The sequence below is a fragment of the Streptomyces sp. NPDC090119 genome (assembly GCF_044747085.1).
Classification (GTDB): domain Bacteria; phylum Actinomycetota; class Actinomycetes; order Streptomycetales; family Streptomycetaceae; genus Streptomyces.
Map to the genome: position 1 here is coordinate 211,146 of NZ_JBIVDK010000004.1, position 16,283 is coordinate 227,428.

The following is a 16,283-nucleotide window of genomic DNA, read 5'->3' on the forward strand; positions in this document are numbered from 1 at the left end:
CGGCCGCCACCGGCGGGAGCCACTGGGCCGTGCGCCCCGGCCGCGCCACGCCTTGGAGAGACACGCCCTGGGCGCCACGGATGGCGCCGCGTCCCCCGCTGTTCGGCGAGCGCATCCCGCGGACCTCGGTCAGCCTGGGGGAGGCGGGGACGTCCGGTGCGGGTGTTCCGGGCCTGTCCGACGGGTAGCCGGTTGGCCGTACCGTCCGGTAGCGACCGGCCGCCGCCACCCGCCCGCGGCTCTCCGGACCGGTGAACGAGATCCGGAGAACGAGAGCCGGAGAACGAGAGGACGTCATGGAGCACTACCGAATCGTCAACCCCGCCACCGGCGAGACCGAGCGGGAGTACCCGACCGCCACCGACGCGGAACTGCGCGAGGCGCTCGAACTGGCCGACACCGCGCAGGCCGAGTGGGCCGCCCGGCCGCCCGAGGAGCGCGCGGCCGTGCTGCACCGGGTGGCCGACCTGTACGAGGAGCGCCGGGACCAGCTCGCCGGGATCATCACCCGCGAGATGGGCAAGCCGGTCAAGCAGGCCCTCGGCGAGATCGACATCGTCGTCTCGATCTACCGGTACTACGCCGACCACGGCGAGGAGTTCATGAAGGAGGAGGAGCTGGACGTGGCCTCCGGCGGCCGTGCCGTCATCCGCAAGGAGGCCGTCGGCACCCTGCTCGGGATCATGCCGTGGAACTTCCCGTACTACCAGGTCGCCCGCTTCGCCGCGCCCAACCTGATGCTGGGCAACGCGATCCTGCTCAAGCACGCCCCGCAGTGTCCGGAGTCCGCGCTGGAGATGGAGCGGATCTTCCAGGACGCCGGGCTGCCGAAGGGCGCCTACGTCAACATCTTCGCCAGCAACGCGCAGATCGAGGACGTGATCGCCGACGACCGTATCCAGGGCGTCTCCCTGACCGGCTCCGAGCGGGCGGGCGCGGCCGTCGCCGAGATCGCGGGCCGGAACCTGAAGAAGGTCGTGCTGGAGCTGGGCGGCTCCGACCCGTATCTGATCCTCGGCGTCTCGGACATGTCCCGGGTCGTGAAGAACACCCTCCAGGGCCGCATGTTCAACGCGGGCCAGGCGTGCAACTCCGCCAAGCGGATCATCGCGCTGGACGAGCACTACGACGACTTCGCCGAGCAGTACACCGAGGCGGTCCGCCGTATCGTCCCCGGCGACCCCACCGACCCCGGCACCTTCATGGGCCCGCTCTCCTCCGAGAAGGCCGTCGAGACCCTGGACGAGCAGGTCCAGGACGCCATCTCCAAGGGCGCGACCGTGCTGGCGGGCGGCCGCCGCGTGGACCGGCCGGGCTCCTGGTACGAGCCGACGGTGCTCGCGGACATCACGCCCGAGATGCGGGCCTACAAGGAGGAGCTGTTCGGCCCGGTCGCGCTGCTCTTCAAGGTCGGCTCCGAGGACGAGGCGGTCGAGTTCGCCAACAACTCGCCGTACGGCCTGAGCGCCTCGGTGCAGACCGACGACGACGAACAGGCCGACCGGGTGGCCCAGCGCCTCGCCACCGGCATGGTGTTCCTCGGCGGACCGGCGGGCACCGCCGCCGAGCTGCCCTTCGGCGGGGTCAAGCGGTCCGGCTTCGGCCGCGAACTGGGCCGCTACGGCATGGAGGAGTTCGCCAACCACAAGCTGGTCCGCGTCACCCGCTGAGGGGCGAAGGGACATGAATGCCGACCGAAGGGACACGTTCCCGGCATGCGCACTCATGACCTGATCGTCCTCGGAGCCGGGACGGGCAACGCCCTCGTCGACGACCGCTTCGCCCACCTGGACGTCGCGATCGTCTCCGAGGGCCCCTTCGGCGGCACCTGCCTCAACGCGGGCTGCATCCCCAGCAAGATGCTCGCCGCCACCGCCGACGTGGCCGACACCGTCCGCGACGCCCACCGCCACGACGTCGACGCCGAGCTGCGCCAGGTGCGCTGGGCCGACGCCCGCGAGCGGGTGTTCGGCCGCCTCGACGCCGCCGCCAAGGAGGGTGAGCAGGGGCGCCGGGCCGCGGACAACATCACCGTCTACCGGGGCCGCGCCCGCTTCACCGGCGACCGGACCCTCGCCGTGGAGACCGGGAGCGGCCCGGTCGAGCTGCGCGCCGACCGGATCGTCGTCGCGGTCGGCGGCCGCCCCGTCGTACCCCCGGTGGTCGCCGACTCCGGGCTGCCGTACGAGACCTCCGACACGGTGATGCGGCTGGACAGTCCGCCGGAGCGCCTCGTCGTGCTCGGCGGCGGGTACATCGCCGCCGAACTCGCGCACGTCTTCCACTCGGCGGGCAGCCACGTCACCGTGGTCGAGCAGCAGGACCGGCTGCTGGGCCAGCAGGACGAAGCGATCTCGGAGGCGTTCACCGACATCGTGCGCGACCGGTGGGACCTGCGCCTGAGCCGCGAGCTGACCGAGGTCTCGGGGGAGCCGGGCGACCTGCGCCTCACCCTGGACGACGGCACCGAGCTGCGCGCCGACAAGTTGCTGGTGGCCGTTGGCCGCCGCCCCAACGGGGACCGGCTCGGCCTGGACGCGGCCGGGATCGACGCCGAGGACGGCCGGATCACCGTGGACGAGCAGCTGCGCACCAGCGCCGAGGGCGTGTGGGCGCTCGGGGACGTGTCCACGCCCGTACCGCTCAAGCACGTCGCCAACCGCGAGGCCGAGGTGGTCGCGCACAACCTGGTCCACCCCGGCGACCCGCGCACCATGAGCTACGACGCGGTGCCCGCCGCCGTGTTCACCCGCCCGCAGATCGCCCAGGTCGGCCTCACCGAGCAGGAGGCCCGCGAGCAGGGCCTCGACTACGCCGCTGCCACCCACCGGTACGAGGACGTGGCCTACGGCTGGGCCCTGGAGGAGACCCAGGGCTTCTGCAAGGTGCTCGTCGACCGGCGCACCGGCCGCCTGCTCGGCGCACACCTGCTCGGCCCGCAGGCGGCCACCCTCATCCAGCCGCTGGTGGTGGCCCAGACCTTCGGCATCACCGCACGCGACCTCGCGGAGCAGCCGCTCTGGATCCACCCGGCCCTGACGGAGGTCGTGGAGAACGCCCTGCGAGAGCTGGACTGAGCGTCACGTCCGCTGGAAGAACTCCACCTCCGCCAGCGCGACGTGCCGTCCGCCGGACAGGCCGACCGGGTCGCTGAGGGTCAGCCGGACCTGGGTGACCCGGCTCATGCCGACCACGATCGGCTGCGGGCCGGGCTTGTCGCTCAGGTCGATCTCCTTGCGCTGGACCTTGCCGTCCTCCGCGAAGACATCCATGTCCAGATGGAGGGCGCGGGCCTGGGTGCCGTAATCCTCGGCGTTCTTGGACGCGCCGTTGGTGACGATCACGTCCACGAACCGGAACGGCTTCGCGAACGTGTACGTCACCGCCGCGCCCTTGCCGGGGATCGCCCAGTAGCGGTTGGTGAGGCCGTCCGTGGTCAGCCGGGCCGAGTGTCCCGGCAGCTCGGCCGTCGCGGAGACGCGGGACGGACTCACCGCCTTGGGTGTGCCCAGCTTGTCCCGCGTGTCCTCGATCAGCTTCCGTCCGGCCGGGAGCAGCAGGAAACCCGCCGCGCACAGCGCCAGCACCACCGCGAGGATGACCAGCAGCCGCGCCAGCCGCCCGGAGCCGCCACGGGTGCGGCGCCGGAACGGCCACACGGTCCGCCACCACGGCAGCCGCTCCCGAGTCGTCGCGGGCGTCAGCGGCGCGGCGCACTTCCGGCAGAAACGGCGGTACGCCGGGTTGGGCGTACCGCAGACGGGGCACGGCACCCCGGAGGTGTCCTCGTCCGTCGCCGGGAGCGGCCGGACCACCGGCCGGGGGGCGACCGCCTTGGCCGGTTTGACCGGCTGCGGGGCCGCCGGGGCCACCGGGGTCGCCGGGACCACCGGGGCCGTCGGGACCACAGGGGTCGCAGGGGGAGTCGGAGGAGTCGGTGGCTCGGGGACCGGGGGAGCCGGGCTGGACGCCTCCGGGGCGCGCTCGGGAGCTGGAGCCGTAGGAGCCGGAGCCGGTGCGGGTTCCGGCGTGGGCTCCTCGGCGGCCGCAGGCCGTGGCGTGGGCTCGGCGGCCGGCTCCGGCGCCGGTTCCGCGGGGGTGTCGGCCGACCCGCCCCGGCCCCGTGCCGACCCCTCCGACCAGCCGAGGTAACTCCCGCAGTTCCAGCAGAAGTCGTCCGTCGCCTCGTTCGAAGCCCCGCAGGCGGGACACTCACGCATGACGTCACTCCCCTTCGCCGGAGTCGGCGGGCGGAGCGGTGAGGACCTCCACCCGGCATCGTGTGTGCACCGGGCACAGCGCCCGGACCAGTTCGTGGACGCGGGACGCGTCGACCGTCGCGTCCCGCTCGGGCCACACCCGTACGACGACCTCGGCGTCCGGCGCGGGCGGCAGCTCGGCTCCGGGGGTGCGGGACCAGACGGCGGCACCGTCGCCGGTGATCTCGGCGCCGACCCCGAGGATCAGCCGCAGCGCCTCCAGCATCCCGCGCTTCGTCCCGCGCCCCCGGTGCAGCTCCATCGCCCGGACCGTGGCCTCGCGGCGCAGCTCGGCGGGCCAGCGCGGATCGTCCACGCCGCCCACCCAGGAGGCGAGCCAGGCCACGAAGTCGTCGGGGGCCACCCTCGGGTCGAGGTAGGCGGGCAGATTGTCCAGGGTGCTGAACACCGGGGCCAGGACCGTGTCGAGACCCGCGGTGAAACGCTGGGCGAAGTCGTCCTCCGCGTACAACGCGGGCAGCTGCCCGCCGATCGGATGGCGGCTCGGCAGACCGGGGATCGCGGCGCGGCTCATACCCGGGCCTCCGGCTCCGCCGCCGTGACGACCACCTGGTGCTGGTACGGGAAGACCAGCGCGCCCGCGCCGATGTCGACCCGATCGACCGGCGTACCGCGCCGCCCGGTCACCGGGTCGGCCGGGAACAGCCGGATGTCCTCCACCAGCACGTCACCCACGGCACGCTGGAGCACGCCGAACACCTCGCCGTACTGCACCGGCCGCCCGAACGGCCAGCCCGTGCCGTCGGGGCCGCCGTGTAGCGGGTCCAGGTGGTCGTAGAGCGCGGCCAGGGCGGTGGCCCGTACCCGGTCGGCGACGGCGGCCGGGGCGGTGAGCCGGGCCACCACGGTGACGCCCTGGTAGACCGGCGGTTCCACGACGAGCCGGGTGCCGATCAGGCGCCGCTCGTCCAGCGCCCCGGTGATCGTCGCGAGCACCTGGTCGGACGGGATGAGCTGCTCGAAGCGGACCCGGCCGTCGACGTCCGGGACCGCGTCCGGCACCACCAGGACCCGTACCGCGCCCGGCTCGTCGGCGGCGGGCAGACAGCGCACCCGGCGTACCGAGGGCGCCGCCTGCCGGGCGATGATCTCGTGGTCCTCGGCGGTCACCGCGCGCTCCTGCATGCGCAGCGCCTGCGGGGCGCGCAGCCGGGCGTTGGCCACCGTCTCGCCCGCGACCCCGCCGCGCGCCGCCTCCCGGTTGCCGACGCGGGCGACGTACGGCACCGAACTGCGCAGCACATTGATCGCGCCGCGCGCCACGTTGCCCGCCGGGCCGCCACCGGTGCGGTAGCGGGCCACCCGGATCTGGGTGCCCTTGCCGGGCACCGCGCCGCACGCGCGCAGCGTGCCGTCGGGTTCGCGCAGCGCGGGCGCGAAGCCGAACTCGCCCGAGGTGGCGTCGACCCGTACGTGCCGGTCCTCGGGGCCGGAGCGGCCGAAGTGCTCGACGACCTGCCAGCGCTGCCAGCCGTCGGCGGAGGACACCTCCACCACGGGCGGCTCGCCATCGAGCAGCACCGGCGGCCGGTCGAGGCGGAACGTCTGCCCCGCGACCCCCTCGGAGACGCCGAGCGGCACATCCGTCACCGTCTCCGCGTGCTCGACCGTCATCGTGCCGCCCACCGTGAACACGGCGGCCTCCCGCACGGTCGGCGACTCGGAGTAGAACGGCTGGCCGGGCTCGGCCGGAATCACCCGGCAGCGCAGCCAGCCCGCGTGCGTCCCGCCGATCACGGACGCGGTGTGCGACGCGGGCACGTAGACGATGACCTCGCCGGGCCGGTTCAGACCGCCCGTGGTGTCCTCGCCGGTCTCGCACCGCAGCCAGCGCGTGCCGTCCCACGCCTCCCAGGCCAGCGGGGGCTGGCGCGGGTCGACGCCGACGCCCTCGACCCGGCTGTCCAGGCGGACGGCGACCACACAGCGCGGCACCGCCGTCGGCAGCCCGAACAGCAGCGCGTCACCGGGCTCCGGCGTCGTCTGGAAGCAGGGCACGTCCCGGCCCTCGGCGAGCGCGTTCGTCCGGTCGGTCTGCTCACCGCCGCGCGGCGCCGTCACCAGTCGGATCAACTCGCTGGGTACGATGCGCAGTTCGCCGGTCGTGGCGAAGACGACGGCTTCCTCGTCCTCGCCCGCGCCGGTCGTCACCTCGGTGCCCGCGGTCAGCGTCACCGTCTCCGGCTGCGGTGCGGAGAGCCAGAAGTCGACCTCGGCGGCCGCCGCCGACGGCGGGAACAGCCGGATGCCCAACAGGTCCAGGAAAGCCAGGTAGTTCTTCTCCGGGACCCGGTTCAGCCGGTACAGCAACTGGTCCACCAGATAGGCGAACGTCTCGATCAGCGTGACACCGGGGTCCGACACATTGTGGTCGGTCCACTCGGGGGCGCGCTGCTGCACATACCGTTTCGCCTCGTCGACGAGCTGCTGGAAGCGCCGGTCGTCCAGATTGGGGGAGGGCAGGACCATCAGTCGCCGACCACTTCCTCGACACCCTCCTCGGAGGGGATCGTGTAGAACGGAAACACAAGATTGCGCCGGTCATTGGTGGAACGCACCGTGTAGTGCACGTCTATGTAGAGCGTCCCGGCGTCCACCGCGTCGAAGGCCACCACGACGTCGTCCACGGTGATCCGCGGCTCCCACCGCTCCAGCGCCTCCCGCACCTGCTGCGCGACCCGGCCCGCCGTGGCGCCGTCGCCCGGCGCGAACACGTAGTCGTGGATGCCGCAGCCGAACTCGGGACGCATCGGCCGCTCGCCGGGCGCGGTGCCGAGGATCAGCCGGATCGCCTCCTCGATCTCCCGCGCCCGCTCCACCATGGCGATGCCGCCGGTGGGGCCGACTCGCAGCGGGAACGCCCAGCCGCGGCCGATGAACCGCTCACTCACAGCACGCCACCTATCTCCACGCTCAACTCACCCATCACGATCTGCGCCTGGCACGTCGTCCTGTCCCCCATCCGCGCGGCGGGCAGCCCGCCGATCAGGACGCCCTTGCCAACCAGCGCCTTCGGATCGGGGATGATCACGTTCGCCGGTCCGGTGGCCGCGTGCGGCGGGACCACGCACACGTGCAGGCTGCCCACGACGGCCGCCGGGCGACCCCCGATGAGTACGGTCGCCACCCGCGTCGCGGCCGCGGGCGGCGGGGTGGTGATCCGGCCGCCGTGGCTCGTGGGATCACCGGTACGGGCTGCGGCCGGCATCATGGACTCCTCGGTAATCGACAACAACACACATGCGGAACGGCTCAGTTGATCCGGATGAGCTTGGCCTTCAGGACACCCAGCAGACCGCCGTCCACCTCGACCGACGAGCGCCCGGACACCGCCACCGCGCCACCGGACACGGAGACCTGCGTCTGCCCCTCCAGCACCACCTGGCGCCCCTTCAGGACCACCTGGCCCATCGGCGCGCTCAGGGTGATGTCCTGCTTGTCCAGCACCATGGACGTGCCCGCCTGCCCCGGCGCCCGGTACACGGTCACCTCGATCCGGTCCTGGCGATCGTCCATCCGGACCTCCAGCCGCTTGTCCGCCGTCACCAGCCGCAGCCCCGACGGACCCGGCCGGGGCGCGTCCAGCAGCTCCAGCCGGTGCCCCGAACGCGACACGAAGGAACGCCGGTTGACCTTCCCGCTGGTCTTGTCGATCAGCGGCACATCGTGCTTCGACGGCTTGTCCACCCCGTTGTAGAGCCCGCCGAGGACGTACGGACTGTCCAGCAGCCCCTGCTCGAACCCGACCAGCACCTCGTCGTTGACCTCGGGGCTGACCACCCCGCCGCCGCCCTTGCCGCCCCACTGCACGGTACGCGTCCAGTCCGAGACGTACGTGTCGTCCAGCCAGGGGAACTTCAGCCGCACCGCGCCCTGTTCGGCGCCGTTCGGCTCGCGCACGTCGGTGACCACGCCGATCGCCAGCCCCGGGATGCGGGGACCCCGCGCACCGGACCCGGCACCGGACAGACCGGTCAGCGAGGGATCGGGGCGGCTGCTGACCCACAGGGTGGTCCGGAAACCGCCGTGTGGCTCCAGCACGTGCTGCACCGCCGTCGTCGTGTACCGCCCCGAGAACGCCGGGCCCACGTTGCCCAGCGCCACCGCCTTGCCCGCGTGCAGCGCCGGATTGCCGGTGGTCAGCGCCTCCAGGTCACCGTAGGACGCGCTGACCTGGTCCGCGGTCGCCCGCGCCACCGCGGTGGCCTCCGCCTGCGTGCGGTACGGGGTGTCGGCCACCGTCACCTGCGTCTTCTTCCCGAACCGGTTCACCGACGCCGGGCTCAGACCGGGCACGACCGTGTCGCTGGTGATGGACGCCTGCTCGGCCACCACGGCCCGCTTGGTCGTCGCGTCCCAGCCGCGCACCTGCACCTTCTGCGCCGCGTCCGCCATCGACAGCGACGCCCGGAGCGCCAGCAGGTTCCGCCCGTACTCCAGCACCAGCGGGCTGCGCGTCGCGGGCATCGACGGCGACGGCGCGCCGGACGCCTTCACCGGCCGGGTGAACTGGACGACCCCCTTGTCGTCCACCCGCACCTGCGCCCCGCACTCGGCCGCCAGATACTGCAGGAAGTCCCAGTCGGAGACGTTCGCCTGCGAGAGCTGCTTGTGCGTCACCGCCGGGGCCTCCACCTTGCCGCAGGCCAGCCCCGCCGAGGTGACGACCTTGCGGATGATCGCCGAGGTCGTCATGTTCCGGTACGCGACCACCTTCCGGCCCCGCTGCAGCCGGTGCGCCTTGGAGTACGCCCGGACCACGGTGAACGTGCCGGTGCCGTCCCGGTCCAGCTCCAGCGCCGTCACCTCGCCGTTGAACAGCGGCTCCCGCGCCTGCCCCTTCACCGTCACCACCGACACCTTCAGCGGGGTGCCGATCGTGACGCCGGTCGCGGCCAGGAACTCGTGCTGCTGGTCGCGGTAGGTGAGCACCGCCATGTCCGGCAGCCCCACGCTCTCCTCGACCACACAGCTCACCAGCTGGGTCGCCCAGGTCTGCGGCAGCTCGCCCGGCGCCTCGACCACGGGGTCGGCCGCGAACGACCTGACGTCCCCCGACTCCGAAGGCTTCACCGCTCCTCCTCGTCCCCGGCGTCCCGCAGTCCGGGCACCACCAGTTCACTGCCGGGCTCCAGCGCCATCGGATCGTCGATGCCGTTGGCCTCGGCGATGGCCCGCCAGGCCGCCGCGTCCCCGTACTCCCGCCACGCCAGCATCGCCAGGCTGTCGCCCGCCACCACCGTGTGCGTGCTGCGCGCCGTCTTCGAGCCGGACGTCGGGTTCTGCCCCCGCGCATCGACGCTCGCCTCCTCGATGGACAGCGAGCAGGTGGCCCGGAGCGGCTTCCCGTCCACGTCGAACAGCGTGTACGACACCGACAGGCTGGTCAGCACCCCGTCGAACGACGTCGTACGCGCCGTGCCCCACTCGAACCGCACCCAGGGGCTCGCCGGCTTCTTCCGGCCGAGGCTCGCCTGCGTGGGCACGCATGCCTTCATCAGCTTCTCCACGGCCTGCTCCACGGAGTTGTCGTGGGTGGCCGTCGCGTCCAGGAACACCTCCAGGCTCAGCGTCCGGGGCCCACTGCCGACGAACTCCGGCAGCGCCGACTCGCCCGCCATGCGCGCGGGGGAGCGCCGCCACTCGACGGACTTGCTCAGCTCCAGCGTCGACGGGTTGAACTGCAGGTCGAGCCGCGCGAGCGTGCCGCCGGGCTTGGCGCCGACGGAGGCAGGCGGCTCCTTGAGCGTGAGCTGCGCCCTGGCCCGGCTGGCGCGGACCGATGGGGACATGGGGGGTGGTTCCTTCCTGGGAGCCTTGGAGGTGGGGACTGCGTGGGGCGAGCGGGCGGTCAGGAAGGAACCAGCCCCTCGTGCGCGATCTCCAGCGTCTCCACCGCCGCCTGCGAACTGGCCGGGTCGAACGACGGGCCCTGCCAGCGCACCGGCACGATCCCGTACACCTGCCAGCCGATGATGCGGCTCAGGTCGGGGCGCAGCGCCACGATCTCGCCGTCCTTCGGCTCCACCCGGCGCAGCGTCTCGTCCAGCCAGCGGCCGATCTTCGCCGTGTCCGCCGTGACCGGCCGGGTCAGCGTGATGTTCGACCAGGTCACCCGGCCCGGCAGCTGCCAGGTGAACCCGTTGTTCCCGCCCTCCGCGTACGTCTCCATCTCGACCTGGGCACCCATGCCGGAACACGTGTGGAAGGCGCCGAGGTCGTTCCCGCCGATGGCGAGCCGGAAGAACACGCTCGTGGCGAAGATGTTGTCGGTCATGCTGCTCGGGTTTCCGTCCGTGGGGCGTTCGGGGTGGGTGTGGGGCGTGAGGTTCAGCGACGGCCGTCGAAGGGGCGGCCCGTGCGGTCCCGGCCCCTGCGCAGCTCGTTGCGCAGCAGACGGGCGACGGGGTCCAGCAGGCGGCGCGCCAGGTCGTCGAGGTCGGTGGAGGACTCGGGGGCGGGCAGCTTGCCGTGGCCTGCGCCGTTGACCTGCTGCTTCGTGGACGTGGGCACGTCGGCGGGCACGCCCTGGGCGGGCGGGGTGGTGGTGCCGCCCGTGTCCCGCTGGATCTGGGTGTGGAACACCGGGGGAGCGGGGTGCGGTACGGCGGGCGCCGTGCCGGTGTCCCGCTGGATCTGCGCGGGGCGGACCAGCGGGGGCGCGGCGTTCGACGCGGTCGCGTGCGCTCCGCCGGTGTCCCGCTGGACGTGCGTGGGACGGACCACGGGCGCGGGGGCCGGTGCGATGGTCTCGCGGGCGGGGGCGTTCACCAGGAAGGGCTGTACGGCGGGCGGTTGGGGTGCCGTCGTCGGGAGCGGGCGTGGCGCGGGGGCGTTGGGGGTCGCGGCCAGCGGGGTGGGGCGGGGGGTGCGGGCGGCCGGGGTTTGGGGCGCACGCTGGACCGGCGCCGACGGTTGCGTCCCGGCCGACTCGCGTGCCCAGCGGGCGGCCACCACCGGTCGTTCGGCGGTCCTGCGCTGCGCGGGCGCGGCCACGGGGGGTGTCGCCTCGGTGCTGAGGGTGAGGGGACGGGCGGGGAGGAGGTTCAGGGTGGGGGACGGCTTGAGGGCGGCCGTGGGGGTGGGCTGACCGGTGAGGGTGACCGACCGGGCTACGACCAGGGGGGTGGCGCCGGGTGCCGCTTTCTTCGGGGTGCCAGGTGTACGGGGTGCTGCGGTCTCCTGCGTGCCGGATGCGCCGGGCGTTCTGCGGGTGGGCATGCCGGGGTGCCCCGGAGCCGAGGCCGTGGGGGACTGGGCGGTACCGGGTGCGTGGTGGGCCGGGGTGGCCGGGCGTGCCGGGTGCTGGTCGGTGCGGGAGGTCTGGACGCTGGGCTTGACCGGGCGGGCGGGGGTCAGGGGGACCGAGTTCTGACCGGTGCCGGGCGCGTTGGCGGGAGCTTTGCCGGGCGTGCTCGGGCGGGTCGAAGTCGGCGGCACGGAAGCCTGGTTGGCGCCGGACGCTGTGTTGGTGCCGGACGCCTGGGGGGCCGACGTGCCCGGCCGCGCCGGGGTCAGGGGCACCGCGCCTTGGCCGACGCCGGGGGCGGGGCGATCGGGGGTCGTGGCCGGGCGTGCGGGGTTCCGGCCGCCGGGGGGCGTGGCCGGGGTTACGGGACTCTGCCGCTCCGGGGCGCCCAGGGTCGGGCGCTCGGAGGTGCGGGGCGTGGCAGCCGGATTCGCCGGGGCGCGCTGTGCCGTGGGACGCGTGTCCTTGGACGCCGGGGCGTCCTTGCCAGCGGTGCCGGGCGTCTCCTGCGCGGGGGTGTTCGGACGGGCCACGGTCAGGGGCGTCGAGTCGGCGGGGGCGCCGGTCGGTGCGGGGTCCGTGGTCGCGCGGCGCTGGACGACGGCGTCGGGCGTGGACTCGGCGCCGCGATCCGGTCCGCTCAACAGAGGCTTCTGCGACAGCTGTTGCGGTGTAGGTGCGGTGGAACGCTGCACCGGCGCCCGCCCCGACCGCTGTCGGCTTCCGGGCACGTCGGCCGTCGGAGGCAGCTCGGACAAGGGTGCCCCCAGACCCGTCCGGATGCGGGGAGCCTGAGGCTCGACCCGGCGCTGGACAGGCTCGGTGGACGGCACGGGCCGCTCCCCGGTCGCCGTCGGCTCCGCCCGGCTCTGCACCACGGGAAGCGCGGGCCCCGGAGCGTTCCCCGCCACGGGTCCCTGCTTCATCGGCACTGCGGTAGGCGGGAGTTGGGTCAACGGCTCACCCAGCGGCGGACGGCTCCCCTCACGCCGCTGAACCGTCGTCCGGTCCGCCTGCTCCGCCCGAGCGGCCTGCGGCTCCGGCTCGGCCTGCGCGGCGGGCGCGGCCGCCTTCGGAGCGGCGCTCGCCACAGGAGCCACCCGGCGCACAGGACCGACCGGCCGCCGGGCGACGATCAGCGAGCGGCCCACGGGAAGCGGACGTACGGAAGCGGGGGAGGCGGCAGCGGCGCGCCCGCTGTCACTGCCGGACGGCGCCGAAGCACTCTCGGGACGAGCGGTGGAACGTGTCGGCACGGGACCCGGCGAAGCGGCCCCACCCGTACGGGGCTCCACCACCGCAACGCGCCGCACCACAGGAAGCGACGCCCTCGGCGCCGCGGTCGGCGTCACGGCCGCCCGCTGCACCTGCGGAGCCTCGCCCGCGCCGAGCACAGCCGGAGACACCGAGGACGTGAGCCCACGCTGCTCCTCGACGGAGTCAGCCGCACGCCGCTGCACCGCGGGCCCACCGGACCGCCCGCCCTCCGCGCCTTTCGCGCCCTTCCTGGACGCCGACGCCGACCCGGACCCCGCCGACCGCTCCCCCTCGCGGGACCGACCGGCGACGACCCTCTCCAGCCGCTCCCCGACCGCGGGCGCGACCTCCTCCGCTTCCTCCCGCCGCACCGCACGCAGCAGCAGCGGCCCGCCGCCGCTGAACGTCTCCCCGGACGCCGAGGCGGGTCGGGCGACTCCCCGCACCAGTCCGGCCGGAGCCGAGGACAGCACCCCGTGCGCGAGGCCCGTGTCGAAGGACGGGTCGCGCCAAGCCGCCAGCCCCGCACGGAAACCGAGGCCGTCACTGACCGCCAACGGGGCGCGGGACACCGTCAGTTCGGGCGTGGCTGCGGCACGCCAGCCGCCGTCCCAGCCCTCGGGCGCGCCGACGCCGGCAGACGCCCGCTCCACGGAGGTGGAGCCGGTGCTGCCGACGTTCTCGGCGGCGGACGGCCGGGGCCGACGCACCCTGTCTCGCCATCCCATGCGGTCAACCGCCTTCGTTCACGCGGGTGTTGATGCGGGCGATCTCGGAGACCCACTCCCGGCGCTCGCCATGGGTCAGGTCGAGGATCTCCTCGCGGCTCCAGTGGAAGTGGTAGGCGACGTACGCGATCTCCTCCCGCAGCCGGGAAGGCGCGTACGTCACGATTCCCCCAGGCGCCCACCCGAGAGGTCGACCTCGAAGCCGCCCTCGCAGTGCGGGCAGGTGACCGCCGCACGCGTGTGCCCTTCGCTGTTGACGCGCCGGTAGAAGTCCTGGAGGAACGCGACGTCGGTCGCGTACATCCGCTCCACGATCCCCGCGTGCACATCGGTGACCGTGCCGATCCGGGTGATCACCTGGCTGAGCAGCACGACACTGAGGTACGCGGGGTTCTCCTTGACCCGCAGGTCGATCTGCGGGCGCAGCTCGTCGCGGGCCGTGGCCAGGCGCATCGAGCCGTGCCGGTGCACGGTGCCCGCCTCGTCGACGTACCCGCGCGGCAGCTCGAACTCGAACTCCGTGCGCAGCGCGGGCTCCTGGCGCGGCGGCGCCGCGGGCGTGAACGGCTTGGACACCGCCTCGGCCTCGTCCTTCGCGGGAGCCGTCGCCTGGAGGATCTCGTCCAGGTTGCCCGCGGTCACCGTACGGCGCCTCATTCGACGATGATCTCCTCGAACACGATGGTCACGGACTCGGTGGCGGCCGCCGACTCGCCCGCCTTGAGGGACGGGCCCTCCCACTTGGACGCCCAGCCCTGCATCAGCTGGATGCGCCGCACGGTCTCACCGGTGGAGTCCTTGATCTCGATGGTGAGGTTCTGCCGCGCCGTGTCCACCGCGCCGTTGTTCAGCGTCTCCTTGATCCAGGAGGTGAACTCGCTGCTCTGGTCGAGCCCGCGGGTGATCGTGATCTCGCCTGCCTGGCGGGCGCCCGGCTGCTTGCGGATGATCTGCTTGCCCTCGGAGCTGACCTGCCGGACCTCGACCACCTCCTCCTCGACGCTCAGGCCGCTGATCTCCTGGATGGATTCGACCAGGTAGCCGCCGAGCTGGACGCCGAAGATGTGGGTGGAAAGAGCATCGCCCTCAGCCATGACTGTCTGTCACCTTTCTGGGTGGGTAAGTGCCGGAAGCGACGGAGGTCACTCGTCGACGAGGCTGGTGCTGTCGGAGAACTGCGCCAGGCGGAACACCACGAACTCGGCGGGCTTGACCGGCGAGACACCGATCTCGCAGACCACGCGTCCCTGGTCGATGGACTCCTGCGGATTGTTGTCCCGGTCGCACTTGACGTAGAACGCCTCGGCGGCCGTCCGCCCGAACAGGGCACCCCGGCGCCACTCCTCGGTGAGGAAGGCGCTGACGTTGCGCCGGATGCTCGACCACAGCCGGTCGTCGTTCGGCTCGAACACCACCCACTGGGTGCCGAGCAGGATCGACTCCTCCAGGTAGTTGAACAGTCGGCGCACGTTCAGGTAGCGCCACGCCGGGTCGGAGGAGAGGGTGCGCGCACCCCAGACCCGCACACCCCGGCCGGGGAAGGTGCGGATGCAGTTCACGCCGATCGGGTTGAGCAGGTCCTGCTCGCCCTTGCTCAGCCGCAGCTCCAGGTCGACCGCGCCGCGGATGACCTCGTTCGCGGGCGCCTTGTGCACCCCGCGCTCGGCGTCGCTGCGGGCCCACAGACCGGCGACGTGCCCGCTCGGCGGGACGGTGATGTTGCGCCCGGCTGCTGGGTCCAGCACCCGCACCCAGGGGTAGTACAGGGTGGCGTAGCGGGAGTCGTAACCCGCCTCGTCGTTGCGCCAGTTGCGGACCGCCTGCGCGGAGAGGCCGGGCGGGGCGTCGAGGACGGCGACCCGGTCGCCCATCTGCTCGCAGTGCGAGATGACGGCGAGCTGCACCGTGCGCACGCCCTCGGCGTCGATGTCACCGCGCTGGTAGGCGCTCATCAGGTCGGGGACGGCGACCATGGTGATCTCGTCCACGCTCTCCAGCCCGGCGAAGCCGGTGCGCGCGTCGGCGTCGCCGACGTACTCCGCCGGGTTCAGCCGGGCCACCTGGCCGGAGGTGGCGGGCGCGGGGGCGGCCGGGGCGTCCGGCACGGCGATCGTCTGGGCGGCCGGGCGGGTCTGGTTCCCGCCGCGCTGCTCGGTCACCTCGATCAGCTTCGAGCCGCGCGCCTGGGTGGGCAGGTAGCCCTTGACGTTGCGGCGGGTCGAGGCGTCGTAGGTCTCGGCGACCTGCTCGCCCTGGCGGACCAGGACGCGGAAGCGGTCCTCCGGCGGGTTCTCGCCCTCCGGGTCGGCGATCTCGATGGACACGCCGGTCACGCCGGGCTTGGCCGCTATCTGGAAGCCGCCCACCTCGACGGCGAGTGCCGCCTGCTCGCGCCGCGCGCCGTCACCGGCCGGGGCGGAGGAGTCGTCGGCGGAGCCGCCGATGCGGACGATGTAGGCGGAGCCACCACCGTTGGCGAAGTAGCCGTAGACGGAGTGCGGCAGGTACGCGCTCTGCACGAAACCGCCGAACAGGCGGCTGTACTGGTCCCAGCTCGTCACCAGCGTGGGCTCGTGGAACGGCCCTTCCTCGGCGAAGCCGACGAACGCGGCGACGGCGGTGCCCACACCCTCGATCGGGCGAGCACCGGACTGCACCTCCTCCACGTAAACACCTGGGGTGAGGTACGTCGGCATGCTCGCTCCTTCACGGGTCCTGCGGTCCGGGTCTCCTCCACCCTTTCCTCAGGCCGTGCCCGGAGGCAGGGGA

15 protein-coding genes are annotated in these 16,283 nt (G+C 73.3%); 2 read left to right on the forward strand and 13 right to left on the reverse strand.

The annotated features are described in order from the left end of the window. Window positions 1-296 precede the first annotated feature (296 nt). Window positions 297-1,670 carry an NAD-dependent succinate-semialdehyde dehydrogenase gene (locus tag ACIPPM_RS18775; protein WP_393593384.1) on the forward strand — a complete coding sequence of 458 codons (1,374 nt, stop codon included), beginning with the start codon at window positions 297-299 and terminating at the stop codon, window positions 1,668-1,670. Between the two features lie 45 nt (window positions 1,671-1,715). After that, entirely contained in the window at window positions 1,716-3,077 is a 1,362-nt protein-coding gene (locus ACIPPM_RS18780) for a mycothione reductase (RefSeq protein WP_401448922.1), read from the forward strand. 3 nt (window positions 3,078-3,080) lie between these two features. Here ACIPPM_RS18780 and ACIPPM_RS18785 read toward each other — a convergent pair whose 3' ends face one another. From ACIPPM_RS18785 to ACIPPM_RS18845, 13 genes are all read right to left on the reverse strand, one after another. Then, window positions 3,081-3,908: a zinc ribbon domain-containing protein gene (locus ACIPPM_RS18785; RefSeq protein WP_401448925.1), complete on the reverse strand. Its 828-nt coding sequence runs from the start codon at window positions 3,906-3,908 to the stop codon at window positions 3,081-3,083. A gap of 316 nt (window positions 3,909-4,224) precedes the next feature. Beyond that, entirely contained in the window at window positions 4,225-4,794 is a 570-nt protein-coding gene (locus ACIPPM_RS18790) for a phage tail protein (protein ID WP_401448928.1), read from the reverse strand. Further along, window positions 4,791-6,749, reverse strand: a complete 1,959-nt coding sequence (locus ACIPPM_RS18795; RefSeq protein WP_401448930.1) for a putative baseplate assembly protein — start codon at window positions 6,747-6,749, stop codon at window positions 4,791-4,793. The genes ACIPPM_RS18790 and ACIPPM_RS18795 overlap by 4 nt, the downstream gene beginning before the upstream one ends. Further along, on the reverse strand, window positions 6,749-7,171 hold the full coding sequence (locus ACIPPM_RS18800; RefSeq protein ID WP_401448932.1) for a GPW/gp25 family protein: 423 nt from the start codon (window positions 7,169-7,171) through the stop codon (window positions 6,749-6,751). The genes ACIPPM_RS18795 and ACIPPM_RS18800 overlap by 1 nt, the downstream gene beginning before the upstream one ends. Then, a complete protein-coding gene (locus ACIPPM_RS18805; protein ID WP_401448934.1) occupies window positions 7,168-7,488 on the reverse strand; it encodes a PAAR domain-containing protein in 321 nt (106 codons plus the stop codon). The genes ACIPPM_RS18800 and ACIPPM_RS18805 overlap by 4 nt, the downstream gene beginning before the upstream one ends. Window positions 7,489-7,532: 44 nt before the next feature. Further along, entirely contained in the window at window positions 7,533-9,353 is a 1,821-nt protein-coding gene (locus ACIPPM_RS18810) for a VgrG-related protein (RefSeq protein ID WP_401448936.1), read from the reverse strand. Continuing rightward, a complete protein-coding gene (locus ACIPPM_RS18815) occupies window positions 9,350-10,072 on the reverse strand; it encodes a LysM peptidoglycan-binding domain-containing protein (RefSeq protein ID WP_401448938.1) in 723 nt (240 codons plus the stop codon). Before ACIPPM_RS18815 ends, ACIPPM_RS18810 begins: the two co-directional genes overlap by 4 nt. A 59-nt stretch (window positions 10,073-10,131) precedes the next feature. Next, on the reverse strand, window positions 10,132-10,557 hold the full coding sequence (locus ACIPPM_RS18820) for a phage tail protein (RefSeq protein WP_031181814.1): 426 nt from the start codon (window positions 10,555-10,557) through the stop codon (window positions 10,132-10,134). Between the two features lie 53 nt (window positions 10,558-10,610). Then, complete coding sequence (locus tag ACIPPM_RS18825) at window positions 10,611-12,173, reverse strand: hypothetical protein (RefSeq protein ID WP_401448940.1); 1,563 nt, start codon at window positions 12,171-12,173, stop codon at window positions 10,611-10,613. A 1,345-nt stretch (window positions 12,174-13,518) separates the two neighbouring features. After that, a complete protein-coding gene (locus ACIPPM_RS18830) occupies window positions 13,519-13,677 on the reverse strand; it encodes a DUF6760 family protein (protein ID WP_401448942.1) in 159 nt (52 codons plus the stop codon). Further along, window positions 13,674-14,171, reverse strand: coding sequence for a zinc-ribbon domain-containing protein (locus ACIPPM_RS18835; RefSeq protein ID WP_031183844.1), 498 nt, complete (start codon window positions 14,169-14,171; stop codon window positions 13,674-13,676). The genes ACIPPM_RS18830 and ACIPPM_RS18835 overlap by 4 nt, the downstream gene beginning before the upstream one ends. Beyond that, window positions 14,168-14,608, reverse strand: a complete 441-nt coding sequence (locus ACIPPM_RS18840; RefSeq protein ID WP_388999042.1) for a phage tail protein — start codon at window positions 14,606-14,608, stop codon at window positions 14,168-14,170. The genes ACIPPM_RS18835 and ACIPPM_RS18840 overlap by 4 nt, the downstream gene beginning before the upstream one ends. A gap of 48 nt (window positions 14,609-14,656) precedes the next feature. After that, window positions 14,657-16,210 (reverse strand): phage tail sheath family protein, encoded by a 1,554-nt coding sequence (locus ACIPPM_RS18845; RefSeq protein ID WP_401448946.1) that lies wholly within the window; start codon window positions 16,208-16,210, stop codon window positions 14,657-14,659. Between the last annotated feature and the right edge of the window lie 73 nt (window positions 16,211-16,283).

Bases quoted from the DNA above. Each gene is read 5' to 3' on its own strand.
- ACIPPM_RS18775 (WP_393593384.1), top strand. From the start codon at position 297: ATGGAGCACTACCGAATCGTCAACCCCGCCACCGGCGAGACCGAGCGG.
- ACIPPM_RS18780 (WP_401448922.1), top strand. From the start codon at position 1,716: ATGCGCACTCATGACCTGATCGTCCTCGGAGCCGGGACGGGCAACGCC.
- ACIPPM_RS18790 (WP_401448928.1), bottom strand. From the start codon at position 4,794: ATGAGCCGCGCCGCGATCCCCGGTCTGCCGAGCCGCCATCCGATCGGC.
- ACIPPM_RS18795 (WP_401448930.1), bottom strand. From the start codon at position 6,749: ATGGTCCTGCCCTCCCCCAATCTGGACGACCGGCGCTTCCAGCAGCTC.
- ACIPPM_RS18805 (WP_401448934.1), bottom strand. From the start codon at position 7,488: ATGCCGGCCGCAGCCCGTACCGGTGATCCCACGAGCCACGGCGGCCGG.
- ACIPPM_RS18815 (WP_401448938.1), bottom strand. From the start codon at position 10,072: ATGTCCCCATCGGTCCGCGCCAGCCGGGCCAGGGCGCAGCTCACGCTC.
- ACIPPM_RS18820 (WP_031181814.1), bottom strand. From the start codon at position 10,557: ATGACCGACAACATCTTCGCCACGAGCGTGTTCTTCCGGCTCGCCATC.
- ACIPPM_RS18835 (WP_031183844.1), bottom strand. From the start codon at position 14,171: ATGAGGCGCCGTACGGTGACCGCGGGCAACCTGGACGAGATCCTCCAG.
- ACIPPM_RS18840 (WP_388999042.1), bottom strand. From the start codon at position 14,608: ATGGCTGAGGGCGATGCTCTTTCCACCCACATCTTCGGCGTCCAGCTC.
- ACIPPM_RS18845 (WP_401448946.1), bottom strand. From the start codon at position 16,210: ATGCCGACGTACCTCACCCCAGGTGTTTACGTGGAGGAGGTGCAGTCC.